The organism is uncultured Desulfosarcina sp. (assembly GCF_963664155.2).
Classification (GTDB): Bacteria; Desulfobacterota; Desulfobacteria; order Desulfobacterales; family Desulfosarcinaceae; genus Desulfosarcina.
This window is the reverse complement of sequence record NZ_CAXXXH010000002.1, coordinates 668,177-684,003: the sequence shown is the minus strand read 5'-3', so window position 1 is coordinate 684,003 and position 15,827 is coordinate 668,177. Positions and strand designations below refer to the sequence as shown.

Genomic DNA, 15,827 nt, shown 5'->3' with positions numbered 1-15,827 from the left:
ACCCAAGAAAGGAGATCACCCCATGGCAATAGCAACCATCATGCTCGTGGACGACGAGGTTCCCTTTGTGGAGGCGATGACCAAACGTCTGACCCGACGGGATCTGGAGGTGAGCACCGCCTTCAGCGGCAAGGACGCGCTGGAGAAACTGCTCGCCGACAGCAAAACCGAAGTGGTGATCCTGGACGTAAAAATGCCCGGCATGGACGGTATCGAAACCCTGCAAGCCATCAAGCGCAAAGTGCCACTGGTGGAGGTGATCATGCTCACCGGCCATGCCACTGTGGAGTCGGCCATCGAAGGCATGAAGCTCGGCGCCTTCGACTACCTGATGAAACCGTGCGACATGGATCACCTGATCGCCAAGGTAACGGAGGCTTCCGCCAGGAAACGCCAGCACGAGGAGAAGATCATCAATGCCCGGATCAAGGAAATCACCGCGCGGCGAGCGTAGGGACACCATGGACCCCAACCGTCCAAACCATCGCGGTCAGGCACCCATTCGCCTGCTCCTGGTGGATGACGAAAAGGGATTTGTCGAGGTGTTGTCAAAACGGCTGGCCAAACGCAACATCCATACAACCCAGGCCTTTTCCGGCAGCGAAGGGATCCGGCTGCTCAGGCGGTCCGACTTTGATGTAGCCGTACTGGACCTGAAGCTGGAAGACATGGACGGCATCGAAATTCTGAAAATATTCAAAAAGATGGATCCGCACATGCCGGTAATCATGCTCACCGGGCACGGCTCCGAAAAAGCATCCATCGAGGGTATACGCTATGGAGCGTTTGACTATCTGACCAAACCACACGAGTTGGCGGAACTCGTGGCTAAAATCAAGGAAGCGATCCGCTTTAGGGAGAAAACGGATGACACCGATGAAACTGCTTCTTGTTGATGACGAGACGGATTTCCTCAACACCCTGCTCAAACGCATGCAGCGGCGCAATGTGGATGTGCAGGGGGTCGGCAGTGGAAAATCCGCCCTGGCGTGGTTGGAGACACACGCAACGGACGTGGTCATTCTGGATGTGCGCATGCCCGGCATGGACGGAATCGAAACCCTCCGTGAAATTAAAAAACACTTTCCATTGACCGAAGTAATCATGCTCACCGGCCACGCCAGCATGGAAGTGGCTATCGAAGGCATGGAAATGGGCGCCTTCGACTACCTGATGAAGCCCATGGACATGGATGAATTGCTCTACAAGGCCGAGGACGCCTTCAAGAAAAAAAAGATCCATGAGGGCAAGATCCGACAAATGGCCGAGCAACTGAGGTGATCCCGGCAGCCTGAGGCGGTAGACCGGCCACACTTAATACGCATATTGACGATCAACCTTTAAATTGAAAAGCGGGGGAGGATATGAACTTCTTCAAACAGTGGGGCAGTTTCATGATGGAAGGGGCCAAGGCCCATGCACAATGGGAAATCCAGATATCCACCAATATTCTTGGCAGCCGGAAGCGGGTGGTGCTCCTGCTGATGCTGCTGGTGCCGATCATCCTGGGAGGCATGGTTTTCGCAGAACAGATGGGAAGCGCCATACCCGACCTTCTCGGCGGTCATAAAGCTTACAGCCCGGCTTTTTACTCCACCGGAATTTTTATCGTCTCCATTCTCATCGGCCTGGGTGCCGGCCTGATCACCGGCTGCATCGGCGCAGGCGGCGGTTTCATCATCGCCCCAGCCCTGATGAGCGCCGGCATCAAAGGCATCCTGGCCGTGGGAACGGACCTGTTTCACATTTTCGCCAAAGCCATCATGGGCAGCATCATCCACCGCAAACTGGGCAATGTGTCTGTCCCCCTGGCCGTGGTATTTCTCCTCGGCGCCATTCTGGGAGCCACTGCCGGCGGGATCATCAACAGAGTGCTATACGAATTCAACCCGGTGCTTTCGGACACTTTCATAACCACCATCTACGCCCTCATGCTCGGATTTTTGGGATTTTATTCCATGTATGATTTTCTCAAGGCCAGGAAATCCAGCGACACCGGCGATGCCCACGGTGGCGGCGGTCATGGTGGCAAGGCTGAAGGTGCCGAGCTGGGCGGGCTGCCCAGAAAGCTTCAATCGGTCAATATTCCCCCCATGGTCAAATTCGACTTCGACTTCACCCCCGGCGGCAGGAGCATCTCCTGGGTGTTTCTCGTTCTCAGCGGTGCCCTGGTCGGGCTGGCGGCCGGTATCATGGGCGTGGGCGGCGGTTTTCTCACCTTCCCCATCTTCGTCTACATGCTGGGAGTCTCTTCCATGACCACGGTGGGCACCGACATTTTCCAGATCGTCTTTACTGCGGGCTACGCGTCCATCAGCCAGTATGCCATCTACGGATTCATCTTCTACACCCTGGCCATGGGGATGCTGCTGGGATCCCTGCTGGGCATCCAGATCGGCGCCATGGTCACCAAGGTGGTGCCGGGCATCACTATTCGTGGATTCTACGCCATGGCCGTGCTGGCGGGGTTTGTCAACCGGTTCTTCGCCCTGCCTGCCAAACTGGGGGAAATGGGGGTGATCAAGATCTCCAAAGGCATGGGCGCCACGCTGGATACCATCGGTATATGGGCCTTTTTCATCGTTATCGGCGGTTTCGGCATCTGGGTCATCGGCACATTTTTGAAAAACATCGGACAGCTTAAAGGGGAAGGAGAACACGTATGATCGCCAATAAACCCAAATTCATGACCGGTCTGACATTGATGGTCCTGTTCACCGCCGTCTTCATCGCCATATTCCTGCCCCTTTTTGGCGGAAAAAACGGATTGGAATTCCTTGACAACCTTTACAACTCCATCTCCAAGGGGTCGGCTTATTATATCGATACGGTACGCAAGGAGGTGCAGACGCTTCAGACGCCGGATCTGACCGTAACCCTGACCATGAAAAGCGAAATGCAGGCACAACAGACCGTGCCGATTTTCATGAAAACCGGGGCACAGGTGGGCCAGGACGGCGCTCAACTGACCGTGACGGGCAACATGATCCAGATCCTCAACCACTGTCTGGATGATGCCCAGCACATGTACGACAATGACGGGGCCTCCGTAACCGCAAAATACGGGTATGACGGGAAGATGGCGCTCTACAACTGGTGGAGTGCCCTCAAGGCGATGGATTTTGACCTGAAAAAGCAGAAAAAATTCAATTCGGCCAAAATGGCCGAACTGGTCAACAAAAAAGCGGTGGAGACCGCCTACAATTATTATGGTATTGAAGGTCAGAATATCTCCGACCGTATTGGTGTGGTCATTTTCTCGCTGATCTTTTACGTAATCTACACCCTGTGGTATGGATTCGGCATCATGTACCTGTTCGAAGGCTGGGGCTTGCTCCTGGAGCATTGATCATCGATGGGGCGGCTGAAACGATAATCGGATCTTCGCTACCCCTCACCCCGGCCCTCGCCCTTGGGCAGAGGGACAGGGTGAGGGGTATTTTTTGGTTTCACTGGATTTGCAAAAGCAGACACGGTTAGGCGCCATGGGCCGACTTCAACGTTTTTTCAAATGGTTCAAATCCGACGGGGCGCCGATTGACGAAGACGATGCCCGGATCCTCCGGCTTGAATTTCAATCGCGTTACCACCAGTTCAAGCTGTTGCTCAATGCCAACAACCAAGCCCTGGAAATCATGACCGAACTGGAACAGGCGATGACGGGCAATGTTCCCTTCGGTATGAAATTCATCCGATCCCGCACCATGGGGGCCTATACCCGGGTCTATCAGATCGTCAAACACCTGCATGCGTTGGCCCCGGGCAAATACAAGGCCCTTTCGGTGCGGCTGGAAAAGATTCGCCTGTCTCTCGAATCGATGCTGATCATACAGCGGCCGGTCGATTCCTCAGCACCTCTGGTTCTCCCCTTTTCCGTCCTGGACAAGACCTTTGCCGACCAGGCAGGCATGAAAATGGCCAGCATCGGGGAAATCGCCAACCGGCTGAATCTCAGGGTTCCAGACGGCTTTGTAGTCACCGCCAAGGCCTTTCGTCTTTTCCTGGAGCAAAACGACCTGAAAACCGAAATCCAGCGACGCATCCAGAGCGCGGAAGAAGAAGGGCATCATCAACTTTACACCACCAGCGCGGACATTCGCCGGGTGATTCAGGATGCACCGCTTCCGCAGGATCTGGAAGAGGCCATCATGGCCGCCTACCAGGCGTTGGCTTCCCGCCGTAACCGGGAACCCAACATGGCCGTTCGCTCGAGCGCCTTGAATGAGGACCGTGAAGGCGCCTCCTTTGCCGGCCTTTATCACAGTGCGCTCAACGTTTCCCGGGATCATCTGGCGGACACCTACAAGCAGATCGTGGCTGCCGCCTATTCTCCGGCGGTAATGGCCTATCGCTTCAGCCGGGGCCTTGCCGACGAGGATACGGAAATGTGTGTGGGGATCATGGAGATGGTGGATGCCGTCAGCGGCGGGGTGCTCTATTCGGCCAACCCGATGAACATCCGGGATCAATCGGTAATCATCAATTCGGCCTGGGGACTGCCCAAGGCGGTGGTTGATGGAACCACGGCAACGGATCTGTTCCAGGTGACCAAGTCCCCTGCCCTTTCAATCACGCACCGGACCATCGCCGCCAAAGAAAAAAAATATGTCTGTTATCCGGGAGAAGGGGTATGCCGTCTGGACGACACCGGACAGGAGATGATGCGGGCATCACTCACGGACCGGCAGGCACTCGAGCTGGCCGCACTGGCCGTTAGGATCGAAGAATACTTCGGCTGCCCCCAGGACATCGAATGGGCCCTCGATCAATCCGGCGAAATCATCCTTTTGCAATGCCGCCCTCTGCAGGTTAACACCGATGCCCCAGCCCCCTTATCCGCATCAGGCGAGCATGACGATCTTCCGCCGGTGCTGTTCCAGGGTGGCATTACCGCCTCTCCCGGCGTGGCATCGGGGCCGGTCCACCGGGTGATGAAAGATGTCGATGCCCTCCAGTTTCCCGATGGTGCGGTGCTGGTCACCGACCGTGCCCTGGCACGCTGGGCCGCGCTGCTGCCCCGGGCATCGGCGGTGGTCAGTGAAAAGGGCGGCCTCACCGGACACCTGGCCAATGTGGCCAGAGAATTCCGCGTTCCCGCCCTGTTCGGTGCATCCGGCGTCATCGATCGCCTGTCCGGCCAGGAACAGATCACGGTGGACGCTGACGGTTGCCGCATCTATCCGGGTCAGGTTCGGTCGCTGCTGGCCCTTTCCCATCGGCGGCCCCCCACCAATTTAATGGAAGGAACGCCGATTTTCGGCCTCCTCGAAAAATCGGCCGGACTGATCACCCCGTTGAATCTCCTGGATCCGGACAGCCCGACGTTCAAAGCATCCAATTGTCGGACGCTTCACGACATCACCCGGTTTTGCCACGAAAAGAGTGTGCATGAGATGTTCCGTTTCGGCAAGGCCCACCGGTTTCCTGAGCGTTCCTCAAAACAGCTGCGAGCCCAGATCCCCATGCAGTGGTGGGTGCTCAATCTGGATGACGGGTTCAAGACGGATGTGTCCATGGAGCGCTATGTGGATATCGACAACATCACCTCCATTCCCATGCTGGCCCTGTGGGCCGGCATCACCGCCTTTCCCTGGGAAGGACCGCCGCCGGTGGACGGGAAAGGATTCGTTTCGGTAATGTTTCAGGCCACCCAGAACCAGGCCCTTTTGCCCACGGTGCGGACAACCATGGCCAACCGGAACTATTTTATGATCTCGAAAAACTACTGCAGCCTTCAGTCCCGGCTCGGATTCCATTTTTGTATCACCGAAGCCCTGGTGGGGGATCGAACCACGGAAAACTACGTCAGTTTTCAGTTCAAGGGCGGTGCAGCGGATTTCAACAGGCGCTTAAAGCGGGTGCGGTTCGTAAAAGAGATCCTGGATATCCACGGTTTCCGGACCGATGTGACCAAGGATGCCCTGCGTGCGCGCATTGAGCAGTACGATGCCGAAATCATGGTTGCCAAATTGAAAATTCTCGGATACCTGAGCATTCACACACGCCAGTTGGACATGATCATGGCCAATCCGGCAATGGTGGAACGCTATCGGGTACAGATTCAGAAACAGATCGACGCCATTTTTTCCGTATCTCATGCACCCGTTGGGTGAAAGGGACGCTCATGTGGACGCGCATCAGTCTTAAAAACCGGATTTTCATTCATCTGGTCGCCATTTTTCTGGTGACCTTATCCGGGGCGGCAATCATGGTATGGTATTCCTACAGCATCGAAGGCGTACTGACCGCCATTACCGATGAGAACCTGGTGGCCTTTCAAAGTGCCGAATCGCTGGAAATCACCCTGGTCAACCAAAAAGGGTTTGTCTCTTATTATTTCCTCGACGGCAACCCGGACTGGCTGATCCAATTGGAGAAGTACCGCCGGTTGTTCAGCGAACAGCTGGGTCAGGCCCGGGTACTGGCCCAATCCCCCATGCAGAAGCAAGCCATTGACCATATTGCCGACGAATATGCTCACTATATCCGGGAAAAGGACCAAGTGATCAGCTATTATAAGGCCGGTGAGGTCAAATTCGGATCCAAGCTGCACCAGGAGGTTCGCAGCCGTTTTTTTGACATCCTCCAGATGTGCGAGGAATACAAGCGCGAGCATACGCAATCCATCATGGCCGCCAAAGAAGAGGCCCTGATCGAAGCGGCCCGGCTGCGGGACACGGCCATGGCGGTCATCGTCACCCATATCCTGCTGGTAATGCTGCTGGCCTACCTGCTGGTTTACCAGATTCTCAATCCCCTGCGCGCTCTGATTCGGGAAACCAGCCGCAATGAAAACATCGAAAAATCCGGCAATGATGTAAAGACCTTGAGCCAGAGTGTACGGGGACTCATTGAAGACGTAGGCCAGACCCAGGTGGAACTCGAAAAAAGCCGTGAAACCCTACTTCAAGCGGACAAAATGGCCATGGTGGGCAAACTGGCGGCGGGAATGGCCCACAGCGTGCGCAATCCGTTCACCTCGGTCAAGATGCGCTTGTTCTCCCTGAACCGTTCCCTGAAGCTGTCCGGCACCCAGAAGGAGGACTTCGACGTCATCTCCGAAGAGATCGACCACATCGACACCATCGTGCAGAACTTTTTGGAATATTCCCGCCCCCCCAAGCTGAAGATGCAGCCGGTGAGCCCCTCCACGGTGGTGGACACCGCCATTCAACTGCTCCGATACCGTCTGGAGTCATACAATGTCCAGGCCACCATCCATCGCAACGAAATGCTGCCAGCCATCGACGCGGACCCGGACCAACTCAAGGAAGTGCTGGTCAACCTGATCGTCAACGCCTGTGAAGCCATGACCGGCGGCGGCACCATCGATATCCATGAACGCGTGATCGATTCCCCCCCGAACCGCCGGCAGGCCGAGATCTGCATCTCGGACAACGGACCGGGCATTGCCTCCTCCGAAGTAAAAAAGGTCTTCGATCCTTTTTACACCACCAAGGAAGACGGCACCGGGCTGGGGCTGAGCATTGTATCCCGGATCATCAAGGAGCACGGGGGCAGCGTCGATCTAACCTCGGAGGAAGACCGGGGAACGACCTTTTGCATCGTTTTTCCCACGATAGGAGGCAACCTGTGAACACCATCCTGATCATCGATGACGACGATCAACTTCGCATCAGTTTCGAGCGACTGCTGAAAGAAGAGGGTTACGCGGTCCGCACCGCCGCATCCGGCGAAGCCGGTCTGCGCATGGTCTCCGAAACCATTCCCGATCTGGTGGTACTGGACGTGCGCCTGCCGGGGATGAACGGTCTGGAGACTTTCAGGCAGATCCACCGCATCGAGCAGAAGCTCCCGGTAATCATCATGACTGCCTTCGGCACTACGGAAACGGCCATCGAAGCCACCAAAATCGGCGCCTTCGACTATGTGATCAAACCCTTCGACATCCCCCAAATGCTATCCACCATCCGACAGGCCCTGGAGGCCGGCCGCTTCATGCGCTCACCCGTGGATATGGACGCTTCACCGGACAAGAACCAGGGGGAGGCCATCATCGGCAAGAGTCCGGCGATGCAGGAGGTGTATAAAGCCATCGGCCGCGTGTCGGCCACCGATGCCACCGTGCTCATCCGCGGCGAATCCGGCTCCGGAAAAGAACTTGTGGCCCGTGCGCTTTACCAGCACAGCATCCGTTCGGAGAAGCCCTTTCTGGTGATCAACTGCGTGGCCATCCCCGACACCCTGCTGGAAAGTGAGCTGTTCGGCTACGAAAAAGGGGCCTTTACCGGTGCCACCCACCGGCGGGTAGGCAAAATCGAGCAAGCCAGCGGCGGTACGGTTTTCCTGGATGAGATCGGCGACATGCCCTTTAATCTGCAAGCCAAGATGCTCCGTCTGCTCCAGGAAAGAAGCGTCGAACGGCTGGGAGGCCGGGAAACAATCCCCGTGGATGTGCGAATTATCGCCGCCACCAACCGGGATCTGGAGCATCTGATTACCAAAGGCCAGTTCCGGGAGGATCTTTATTATCGACTCAAGGTGATCACCATCTGGTTGCCCCCCCTCCGCGAACGCACCGGGGACATCCCGCTGCTGGCCGATTATTTTATGACCCGCTTTGCAGCTGAACTCGGCATCGAGAACCCGGGAATCACCCGGGAAGCCATGTCCATGCTGGTCTCCAGCCCATGGCCCGGAAATATCCGGGAACTGTCCAACACCCTTCAGAAAGCGCTGATCTTCAACCGGGGCGCTCCACTGAGCCTGGCGGACATCACCCATGCCACCGGCGGCGATGCCAAAAACCACCCTTCCGGTGAAGATGCCTGCGATGACAGAATCCGGTCCTGGATTCGCAACCTGCTGTCCCAAGGGGTACAGGAGAACCTGTTCGAGAACTGCATGGACCACTTCGGCAGCGTGCTAGTGGGGGAAGCCCTGAACCTGACCGGCGGTAACCGGTCCCAGGCCGCCAAACTGCTGGGTATGTCCCGCCCCACCCTCCACGCAAAGATCGACAAATACGACCTGAAAATCGAAACCAGCGTCAGATAGCCAGGACGGATAACTGATGTTAAGCGGCGCTGCGCGCCGCTTAACGGGTGCGAGCTGCAAGCCACGCCCGATAGGCGTCTGCGGTCAGAAGAGGGCGGGCCGATAAACGATCCTCTGCACGCCGTCTTCCCATTTCGGCCCTGTGGCCTCAAATAGCTGGCCCGACGCCATTGGTGATCTGCGCATAAGCGCTGTGGTTATGAATGGATTCGAAATTTTCGGCACTGACGGAAAACCAGGTGATGTTGTCGTCGGCAATGAGGCGTTCGGAGACGTCCCGGACGACATCCTCAACAAATTTCGGGTTGGAAAATCCCTGTTCCGTCACATGCTTTTCATCAACCCGTTTCAACACTGAAAATACATCACAGGAGGCGCAGGATTCGATCAGCTCGATCATGTCCTCCAGCCAAATGAACTTTTTGAAGCGGGTTTTGAGCTGAACGATGCCACGTTGATTGTGGGCGCCGTGATCTGAAATTTCCTTGGAACAGGGGCAGACCGAGGTGATCGGTACGTTGACTTCGGAGACCAGGTCAATTTCGTTGCGGGAATTACTGGATCCGGTAATCCGACAATTGTAGTCCATCAAACCCGGAGCATGACTTATCGGGGCTTGCTTTTCGATAAAATAAGGAAAGCTCACCTCAATATGGGCCGAAGCGGCATCCAGATTCTTTTTCATGGTCTCCAGCAGCACGGAAAATTTCTTCAGCGAAATCTCCGGTTTCAAGAGGTGAAGCATCTCGACAAACCGGCTCATATGGGTGCCCTTGTACTCCTGGGGCAGGTCCACGTACATGTTAATGGAGGCAATGGTACTCTGGGAGCCATCGCGGCGATCTTTGACACGGATGGGGTATCGCAGGTTTTTGATGCCTACTTTGTCGATAGGGATATTCCGGTGATCCCGCTCATTTTGTACATCTTTCATGATCGGCCTATTTGACGGCGGAGTTGCTCGTTTTGATTATTTTAACAGGTAATCCATATTCACATGGCTCATGGCCCGGTAGATATTGCCCTTGATCTTGCGATTGGTTCGATAAAGCCCTTCCAGCATCGCCTGGATTTCCGAACGTTTGGTGGCTCCGGCCGATGGACATGGATTGGTGAATTGGGGAAACTGCTGGGCCTTTGCAAAATGCCGAATGCTTTTTTCATCGACCATCGCCAACGGGCGGATCACGATGAACCGACCATTGAATAATTCCTGTCGCGGAACCATGGTGCTGATCTCTCCCGCATAACATATATTTAGAAAGAACGTTTCAATGACATCGTCTTTGTTATGCCCCAATGCCAGTTTGGTGCACCCAAGCCCATCGGCGATTTCAAACAGTCGTTTGCGTCGGAGCCGGGCACACAGAAAACAGGGGTTTTCCCGGTTCATGGCACTGTGGGCGACCAACCCATGGTCCGTTCGATCGATCGTCAGGGAAACCCCCAGGTGTCGGCAGGTATCGATCAATTCATCAGAGAAACCTCCCGGAAAACCGGGATCCACATAAACAGGAAACAGGTCGTAGCGAACCGGCACCCGTTTTTTCCGTTCAGCCAGCGCCCACAGCAACGTCAGGCTGTCCTTGCCGCCGGACAGCCCCACTGCGATGCGATCACCGTCTTCGATCATGTCGTAGCGGTGAATAGCCTTTCCAATCAGGCTGTTCAGCGATTTGTAGGTGTAGCTGTGCCGGGGCATGGGAACGCTTCTGGATCGACCGGCTATTGATCGGATTCGATCTTTTCCACAACCTTTCCGGCGGCAACTTCCCGCAGGGCGACGACAATGTCCTCGTTTTTCGGGGAACTGACCAAGTATTCAGATCCCTCTCGGATCTGCCGTACCCGGGCGGCAACCATATGAACCAGCTTGAAGCGGTTCGGTACTTTTTCCAGACAATCTTCAACAGTAATTCGTGCCACGGAATTCCTCCTCGTTACAATATTTCCACCAGTTCGTAGACTCTTTTGCCGGCCGGCGCGTTGAGCACAATTTCTTCTCCGGGCTTTTTCCCGATAATGGCTTTTCCCAGCGGCGAGGTAACCGAAATTCGGCCTTTTTCGATGTCGGATTCTTCGGGACCCACCAATTGGTATTCCACCTCTTCGCCGGTATCCACATTTTCAAGCATCACCGTGCAGGCGAACACCGCCCGATCCTTGGGAAGGTTGTCCACGTCGATAATTTCCGCATTTCCTAATTTGTATCCCAATTCACTGAGCCGACCTTCAATAAAGGCCTGACGCTCTTTGGCCGCATCATATTCGGCATTTTCACTGAGATCTCCATGGGACCGTGCCTCTTCAATAGCCCGGATAACACGCGGCCTTTCGGTGGATTTGAGGTATTCCAGCTCTTTTTTCAAGGTCTGGTAACCGTTTCTGGTCATGGGTATTCTTTCCAATGGGCGACTCCTAAATGGTTCTCGTTTTTATTTTTTTCCCGGTTACAGAAAAACAGATCCCCACGGCACAGGCCATTGGGGAAATAAGGGGTTCCGGACTTAATTTACAGCAACGGTTTTGCCGGCTTGTTTTCCTCTAACAGGATGTGAAAAACTAATTCACGTGGCGATACAGCGTTAACATTACGCCTCTGGATAATTGTGCTACCACTTACCCAGAATGCTGCTGCCGGCCTGGACTTTATCCCCGACCGTAACCCGGACATCCGTCTCGGGAGGCAGGTAAATGTCCAGCCGGGAACCAAAACAGATCATACCGAAACGATGCCCCCGTTTCAAAACATCGCCGGGTTGGACCGCACAGATAATGCGCCGGGCGATCAGACCGGCAATCTGGACAAATCCTACCTGCTTACCGGCCGGGCTTTCCAACAGCAACGCATTGTGTTCGTTGTCCGTCGACGCCTTGTCCAGGTTCGCGGAAAAAAATTTCCCCGGGTGGTAAGTCACCTGCCGGATCGTCCCCTCGTGGGGCACCCGGTTGACATGGACGTTGAAAATGGACATGAAAACACTGATCCGGATGCAGCCGCCTTCAAAGAAAGGCGTCTGATCCACCGGTTCCACGTTGATCACCTTGCCGTCAGCCGGCGAAACCACAAGCCCCTCGCCAGTCGGGACCAATCGATCCGGATCCCTGAAAAAATAGCAGATAAAACCGGTGGTGAAAAGCCCTAAAACAGCCAGGAATCCAACACCAAGCAGAGCAAAAACAGCGGTGGCAAATGCAGATGCGAATATAAACGGATATCCGGCCTTTGCCACTGGAAAGGCTATCTGACTGGGCGGATCGGACCAGTTAAATTGCGTCATTTCATGCTCCCCGGCGCAAATAGCTGCCGGCAAAAGGCTTTCTTCAACCCTTTTAAAGGGTTACCTATATCCAATGCCTGCGTCCGTGTCAACAGCTACCCGCCATCCGATTTCAAAACAGATCCACAGCCCATGAAAAATGGTCAAACGGGGTTGCCGGGCGACCAGACAGGTGCAATCCATAGACCAGTGCGTTTGCTGTTCAATGACCACTAAATATCACGTCTGGCCGTTTGGGCACCCGGTTAATGGCCGGTCGCCTGAATCTGCGCGTCGGATTTGCGGATATATTCCGGAATCAGGTCACCAACGGGATCGACATCTTGTTGATTGAACCGTACCCGGGCCAGCATGCCCACTGATGAGGCCCGGATCAGATGCTGAGTCGTATCGGCGAACCGAATGCGCGGACACCGGGCTTCAAAGACCTTCCGATAAAGAATGGCACCGGAGCCTACCAGGATTGCATGGTCAGGCAACCGCGCAGCGGCTGTTTCCGGTGCGCACACCGATACCTGTATGGCCAATTCGGGAACTCCACCTGTGACGCCGCAAAATTGGGCGTAGTAAACCTCTCCCCGTCGTGCATCGATCATGGCAACCACGGGGCAATCCTGGAGAGAAAACGGAAAAGCCAGCGCAGCCATGCTGCTGATCCCGACCACCGGTGCCCCCGTGGCCACGGCAAGCCCCTTTACCGTACTGATGCCGATCCGAAGTCCGGTGAAGGTTCCAGGCCCTCGGGTGACGGCAATACCGCCAATATCCGCAGGATCACATCGACAATTCTCAAGGACATTGCGAATCATCGACATCAGATGGCGGGAATGGGTTTTTCCCGCCGTATACACCGCTTCCTCAAGCAACCGGTCGCCATTGAACAGGGCCACGCTGCAGCTGGCGGTGGAGGTGTCAACGGCCAGAAGGTTCATGACCGGGGTTTGTCCGCGGTCTTTTTTTTAACCTTCGAGGCACTGGACATTTTAGGGAGCGCTGGCTCCAGCGCGATCTCCAAGACCTCGTCCATGTTCCGAACGGGAACAAACTTGATTTTGCGCTTGACGTTCTTGGGAATTTCCACGAGGTCCTTTTTATTCTTTTCGGGGATGATCACCGTATTAATACCGGCGCGAAGGGCTCCCAGGGCTTTCTCCTTCAACCCCCCGATGGGCAGCACCCGCCCTCGAAGAGTGATCTCGCCGGTCATGGCCACATCCTTGTTGACTGGCCGTTCGGTCAACGCCGAAATCAGGGCCGTTGCCATTGCGATGCCCGCAGAGGGGCCATCTTTAGGAATAGCGCCGGCCGGCACATGAATGTGAATATCCCGGTTGTCGAAAATCTCATCTTTCACCTTGAACAGCGCAATATTAGCCCTGGCGTAACTCAATGCCGCCCGGGCCGACTCCTGCATGACCTCACCCAACTGGCCGGTAAGAATCATCTCCCCTTTTCCGTTGATCAGCGAAGCCTCCACATACAGCACTTCCCCGCCAACCTGGGTCCATGCCAGGCCGGTGGAAAGTCCAACCTGACTGTGCTCCTTGTCCATCTCCGGATAATATTTGGGCGGTCCCAGGTATTTCTCCAGAGACTGCCGGGTTACCTGAAAGGGTCCTTTCGCTCCTTCGGCAATTCGTCGAGCCACTTTCCGGCAAAGAGTTCCCAGCTCGCGTTCGAGATTTCTCAACCCCGCCTCCGAGGTATACTCATTAATAACCTGGACAACCGCTCCGTCGCTGAAGCTTATCTGACGGGGCTTAATTCCGTTCTCCTTGACCTGCCGAGGAATCAGATGCGTTTTCGCAATGGTTTTTTTCTCGTCTTCGGTATAGCCGGACAGGTTGATCACTTCCATACGGTCCAACAGTGCAGACGGAATGGTGTCAGAGATGTTCGCGGTCAGGATGAACATGACTTTGGACAGATCAAAGCTGAGATTGAGGTAATGATCACTGAATTCGGAATTCTGTTCGGGATCCAATGCCTCTAAAAGCGCCGAAGAGGGGTCGCCCCTGAAATCTGCACCCAGCTTGTCGATTTCATCCATCATGAACACGGGGTTGTTGGAACCGGCCTGTTTCAGTCCCTGGATGATTCTTCCGGGCAATGCACCAATGTACGTCCGACGATGTCCCCGAATCTCCGCTTCATCCCGTATGCCCCCTAAAGAAATTCGGACGAACTTTCGTTTCATGGCATTGGCGATGGCCCGGCCCAGAGACGTTTTTCCCACTCCCGGAGGACCCACGAAACAAAGGATGGGGCCTTTGGTCTGAGGATTGAGCTTACGAACGCTGAGGAATTCCAGGATGCGATCCTTGATCCGTTCCAGGCCATAGTGATCCTGATCGAGCACCGTTTTAGCCTTTTTAATGTCGATGACATCCGTCGTGGACTTGCTCCAGGGCAGTTCCACCATCCAATCCAGATAGGTTCGAACCACCGATGACTCTGCTGAATCGGGATGCATCTGCTCCAGTCGGCGGAGCTGTTTGTCAGCTTCTTGCCGGGCATCCTGGCTCATCTTCGCACGTTTGATCTTATTTTTATACTCCTCTATTTCCTGGGTGCGCTCGTCCAGTTCTCCCAGTTCCTTATGAATGGCCCGAACCTGCTCCCGGAGGAAATAGTCTTTCTGACTCTTGGAGATTTCGTCCTTGACCTCGGACTGGATCTTGGCCTGCATGGCAGACAGTTCCACTTCGTGAAACAGCAGATCGTTCACCTTTTTGAGACGTTGAAAGGGATCGATGATTTCGATGATGGCCTGGGCCTCGTCGATTTTCAACCGAAGGTTGGAGGCCACCAGGTCCGCCAGCCGGCCGGGATCTTCAATACTGGTAAGAATGGACCCCACCTCATTGGTATATTCGCCGCGCAAGGTCAGTATTCTCTCGGAATATTCCCGAACGTTGCGCATCAACGCCTCGGCTTCCAAGTCAACAGTGGAGGATTCCGGCTCCTCGATGATGTCGATTTTCACACGGAACACGGATCGCTTACGCACATATTTGGCAATCCTGGCCTTGGCGATTCCCTGAACGAGTGCCTTGACGCGACCATCCGGCAGCTTGAGCATCCTCAGAATCCGGCTAACCGTTCCGATCTGGTATATCTCTTCGGGTTTGGGGTTTTCGATACCCGGGTCAATCTGGGTGGCCACAAACAAATAACGGTCCTTTGAAATCGACTCTTCAATGGCGTTGACCGACTTTTCACGCCCTACAAACAGCGGCAGCAGCATATCCGTGAAGATTACCACATCCCGCACCGGCATCATGGGAAGGATCGCCGGAATGGCCGCTTCCGGGTCGTCCTCCTCAATAATGCTGATCAGATCGTCTTTATCAGTTTCGCCCATCGTGACTCCTGAAGATATCAATACCGATTCACATTCACGGTCCCGCCCAAACGACCGTATCGCAAAATGTCTTATATAATAACACTTAATTTTTCTTTGACAATGGCACGCCGGTTCTTTTAAGAAGCTTTAGCATCGTTATCATGAACGGTTCCAGAACGAAC

General features: G+C 54.9%; 15 protein-coding genes. 8 read left to right on the top strand and 7 right to left on the bottom strand.

The features are described 5' to 3' along the window. The first annotated feature begins 22 nt into the window (after nucleotides 1-22). The 8 genes from ACHZBS_RS27225 to ACHZBS_RS27190 all read left to right on the top strand — a co-directional run bounded on the left by ACHZBS_RS27225 (nucleotide 23) and on the right by ACHZBS_RS27190 (nucleotide 9,018). Nucleotides 23-454 (top strand): response regulator, encoded by a 432-nt coding sequence (locus ACHZBS_RS27225; RefSeq protein WP_319409678.1) that lies wholly within the window; start codon nucleotides 23-25, stop codon nucleotides 452-454. After that, a complete protein-coding gene (locus tag ACHZBS_RS27220) occupies nucleotides 417-896 on the top strand; it encodes a response regulator (protein WP_319409677.1) in 480 nt (159 codons plus the stop codon). The genes ACHZBS_RS27225 and ACHZBS_RS27220 overlap by 38 nt, the downstream gene beginning before the upstream one ends. Next, entirely contained in the window at nucleotides 868-1,281 is a 414-nt protein-coding gene (locus ACHZBS_RS27215) for a response regulator (RefSeq protein ID WP_394708061.1), read from the top strand. Before ACHZBS_RS27220 ends, ACHZBS_RS27215 begins: the two co-directional genes overlap by 29 nt. A gap of 83 nt (nucleotides 1,282-1,364) precedes the next feature. Continuing rightward, entirely contained in the window at nucleotides 1,365-2,666 is a 1,302-nt protein-coding gene (locus tag ACHZBS_RS27210; RefSeq protein ID WP_319409675.1) for a sulfite exporter TauE/SafE family protein, read from the top strand. Beyond that, nucleotides 2,663-3,349, top strand: a complete 687-nt coding sequence (locus ACHZBS_RS27205; RefSeq protein WP_319409674.1) for a hypothetical protein — start codon at nucleotides 2,663-2,665, stop codon at nucleotides 3,347-3,349. Before ACHZBS_RS27210 ends, ACHZBS_RS27205 begins: the two co-directional genes overlap by 4 nt. 136 nt (nucleotides 3,350-3,485) lie before the next feature. Then, nucleotides 3,486-6,113: a PEP/pyruvate-binding domain-containing protein gene (locus ACHZBS_RS27200; protein ID WP_319409673.1), complete on the top strand. Its 2,628-nt coding sequence runs from the start codon at nucleotides 3,486-3,488 to the stop codon at nucleotides 6,111-6,113. Nucleotides 6,114-6,124: 11 nt separating this feature from the next. Beyond that, nucleotides 6,125-7,597, top strand: coding sequence for an ATP-binding protein (locus ACHZBS_RS27195; RefSeq protein WP_319409672.1), 1,473 nt, complete (start codon nucleotides 6,125-6,127; stop codon nucleotides 7,595-7,597). Next, entirely contained in the window at nucleotides 7,594-9,018 is a 1,425-nt protein-coding gene (locus tag ACHZBS_RS27190) for a sigma-54 dependent transcriptional regulator (protein WP_319409671.1), read from the top strand. Before ACHZBS_RS27195 ends, ACHZBS_RS27190 begins: the two co-directional genes overlap by 4 nt. Before the next feature lie 148 nt (nucleotides 9,019-9,166). Here ACHZBS_RS27190 and folE2 read toward each other — a convergent pair whose 3' ends face one another. From folE2 to lon, 7 genes are all read right to left on the bottom strand, one after another. Continuing rightward, on the bottom strand, nucleotides 9,167-9,952 hold the full coding sequence (gene folE2, locus ACHZBS_RS27185; protein WP_319409670.1) for a GTP cyclohydrolase FolE2: 786 nt from the start codon (nucleotides 9,950-9,952) through the stop codon (nucleotides 9,167-9,169). 36 nt (nucleotides 9,953-9,988) lie between these two features. Then, nucleotides 9,989-10,720: an ATP-binding protein gene (locus ACHZBS_RS27180; RefSeq protein ID WP_319409669.1), complete on the bottom strand. Its 732-nt coding sequence runs from the start codon at nucleotides 10,718-10,720 to the stop codon at nucleotides 9,989-9,991. 23 nt (nucleotides 10,721-10,743) lie between these two features. After that, entirely contained in the window at nucleotides 10,744-10,944 is a 201-nt protein-coding gene (gene rpoZ, locus ACHZBS_RS27175; RefSeq protein ID WP_319409668.1) for a DNA-directed RNA polymerase subunit omega, read from the bottom strand. A gap of 14 nt (nucleotides 10,945-10,958) precedes the next feature. Beyond that, nucleotides 10,959-11,426 carry a transcription elongation factor GreA gene (greA, locus tag ACHZBS_RS27170; protein ID WP_319409667.1) on the bottom strand — a complete coding sequence of 156 codons (468 nt, stop codon included), beginning with the start codon at nucleotides 11,424-11,426 and terminating at the stop codon, nucleotides 10,959-10,961. 204 nt (nucleotides 11,427-11,630) lie between these two features. After that, complete coding sequence (locus ACHZBS_RS27165; RefSeq protein ID WP_319409666.1) at nucleotides 11,631-12,299, bottom strand: phosphatidylserine decarboxylase family protein; 669 nt, start codon at nucleotides 12,297-12,299, stop codon at nucleotides 11,631-11,633. 245 nt (nucleotides 12,300-12,544) lie between these two features. Continuing rightward, a complete protein-coding gene (gene tsaB / locus ACHZBS_RS27160) occupies nucleotides 12,545-13,231 on the bottom strand; it encodes a tRNA (adenosine(37)-N6)-threonylcarbamoyltransferase complex dimerization subunit type 1 TsaB (protein WP_319409665.1) in 687 nt (228 codons plus the stop codon). Further along, on the bottom strand, nucleotides 13,228-15,663 hold the full coding sequence (lon, locus tag ACHZBS_RS27155; protein ID WP_319409664.1) for an endopeptidase La: 2,436 nt from the start codon (nucleotides 15,661-15,663) through the stop codon (nucleotides 13,228-13,230). The genes tsaB and lon overlap by 4 nt, the downstream gene beginning before the upstream one ends. Between the last annotated feature and the right edge of the window lie 164 nt (nucleotides 15,664-15,827).

Bases quoted from the DNA above. Each gene is read 5' to 3' on its own strand.
- ACHZBS_RS27165 (WP_319409666.1), bottom strand. From the start codon at position 12,299: ATGACGCAATTTAACTGGTCCGATCCGCCCAGTCAGATAGCCTTTCCA.
- lon (WP_319409664.1), bottom strand. From the start codon at position 15,663: ATGGGCGAAACTGATAAAGACGATCTGATCAGCATTATTGAGGAGGAC.
- ACHZBS_RS27200 (WP_319409673.1), top strand. From the start codon at position 3,486: ATGGGCCGACTTCAACGTTTTTTCAAATGGTTCAAATCCGACGGGGCG.
- ACHZBS_RS27180 (WP_319409669.1), bottom strand. From the start codon at position 10,720: ATGCCCCGGCACAGCTACACCTACAAATCGCTGAACAGCCTGATTGGA.
- folE2 (WP_319409670.1), bottom strand. From the start codon at position 9,952: ATGAAAGATGTACAAAATGAGCGGGATCACCGGAATATCCCTATCGAC.
- ACHZBS_RS27195 (WP_319409672.1), top strand. From the start codon at position 6,125: ATGTGGACGCGCATCAGTCTTAAAAACCGGATTTTCATTCATCTGGTC.
- ACHZBS_RS27205 (WP_319409674.1), top strand. From the start codon at position 2,663: ATGATCGCCAATAAACCCAAATTCATGACCGGTCTGACATTGATGGTC.
- ACHZBS_RS27210 (WP_319409675.1), top strand. From the start codon at position 1,365: ATGAACTTCTTCAAACAGTGGGGCAGTTTCATGATGGAAGGGGCCAAG.
- tsaB (WP_319409665.1), bottom strand. From the start codon at position 13,231: ATGAACCTTCTGGCCGTTGACACCTCCACCGCCAGCTGCAGCGTGGCC.
- ACHZBS_RS27220 (WP_319409677.1), top strand. From the start codon at position 417: ATGCCCGGATCAAGGAAATCACCGCGCGGCGAGCGTAGGGACACCATG.
- ACHZBS_RS27225 (WP_319409678.1), top strand. From the start codon at position 23: ATGGCAATAGCAACCATCATGCTCGTGGACGACGAGGTTCCCTTTGTG.
- ACHZBS_RS27215 (WP_394708061.1), top strand. From the start codon at position 868: ATGACACCGATGAAACTGCTTCTTGTTGATGACGAGACGGATTTCCTC.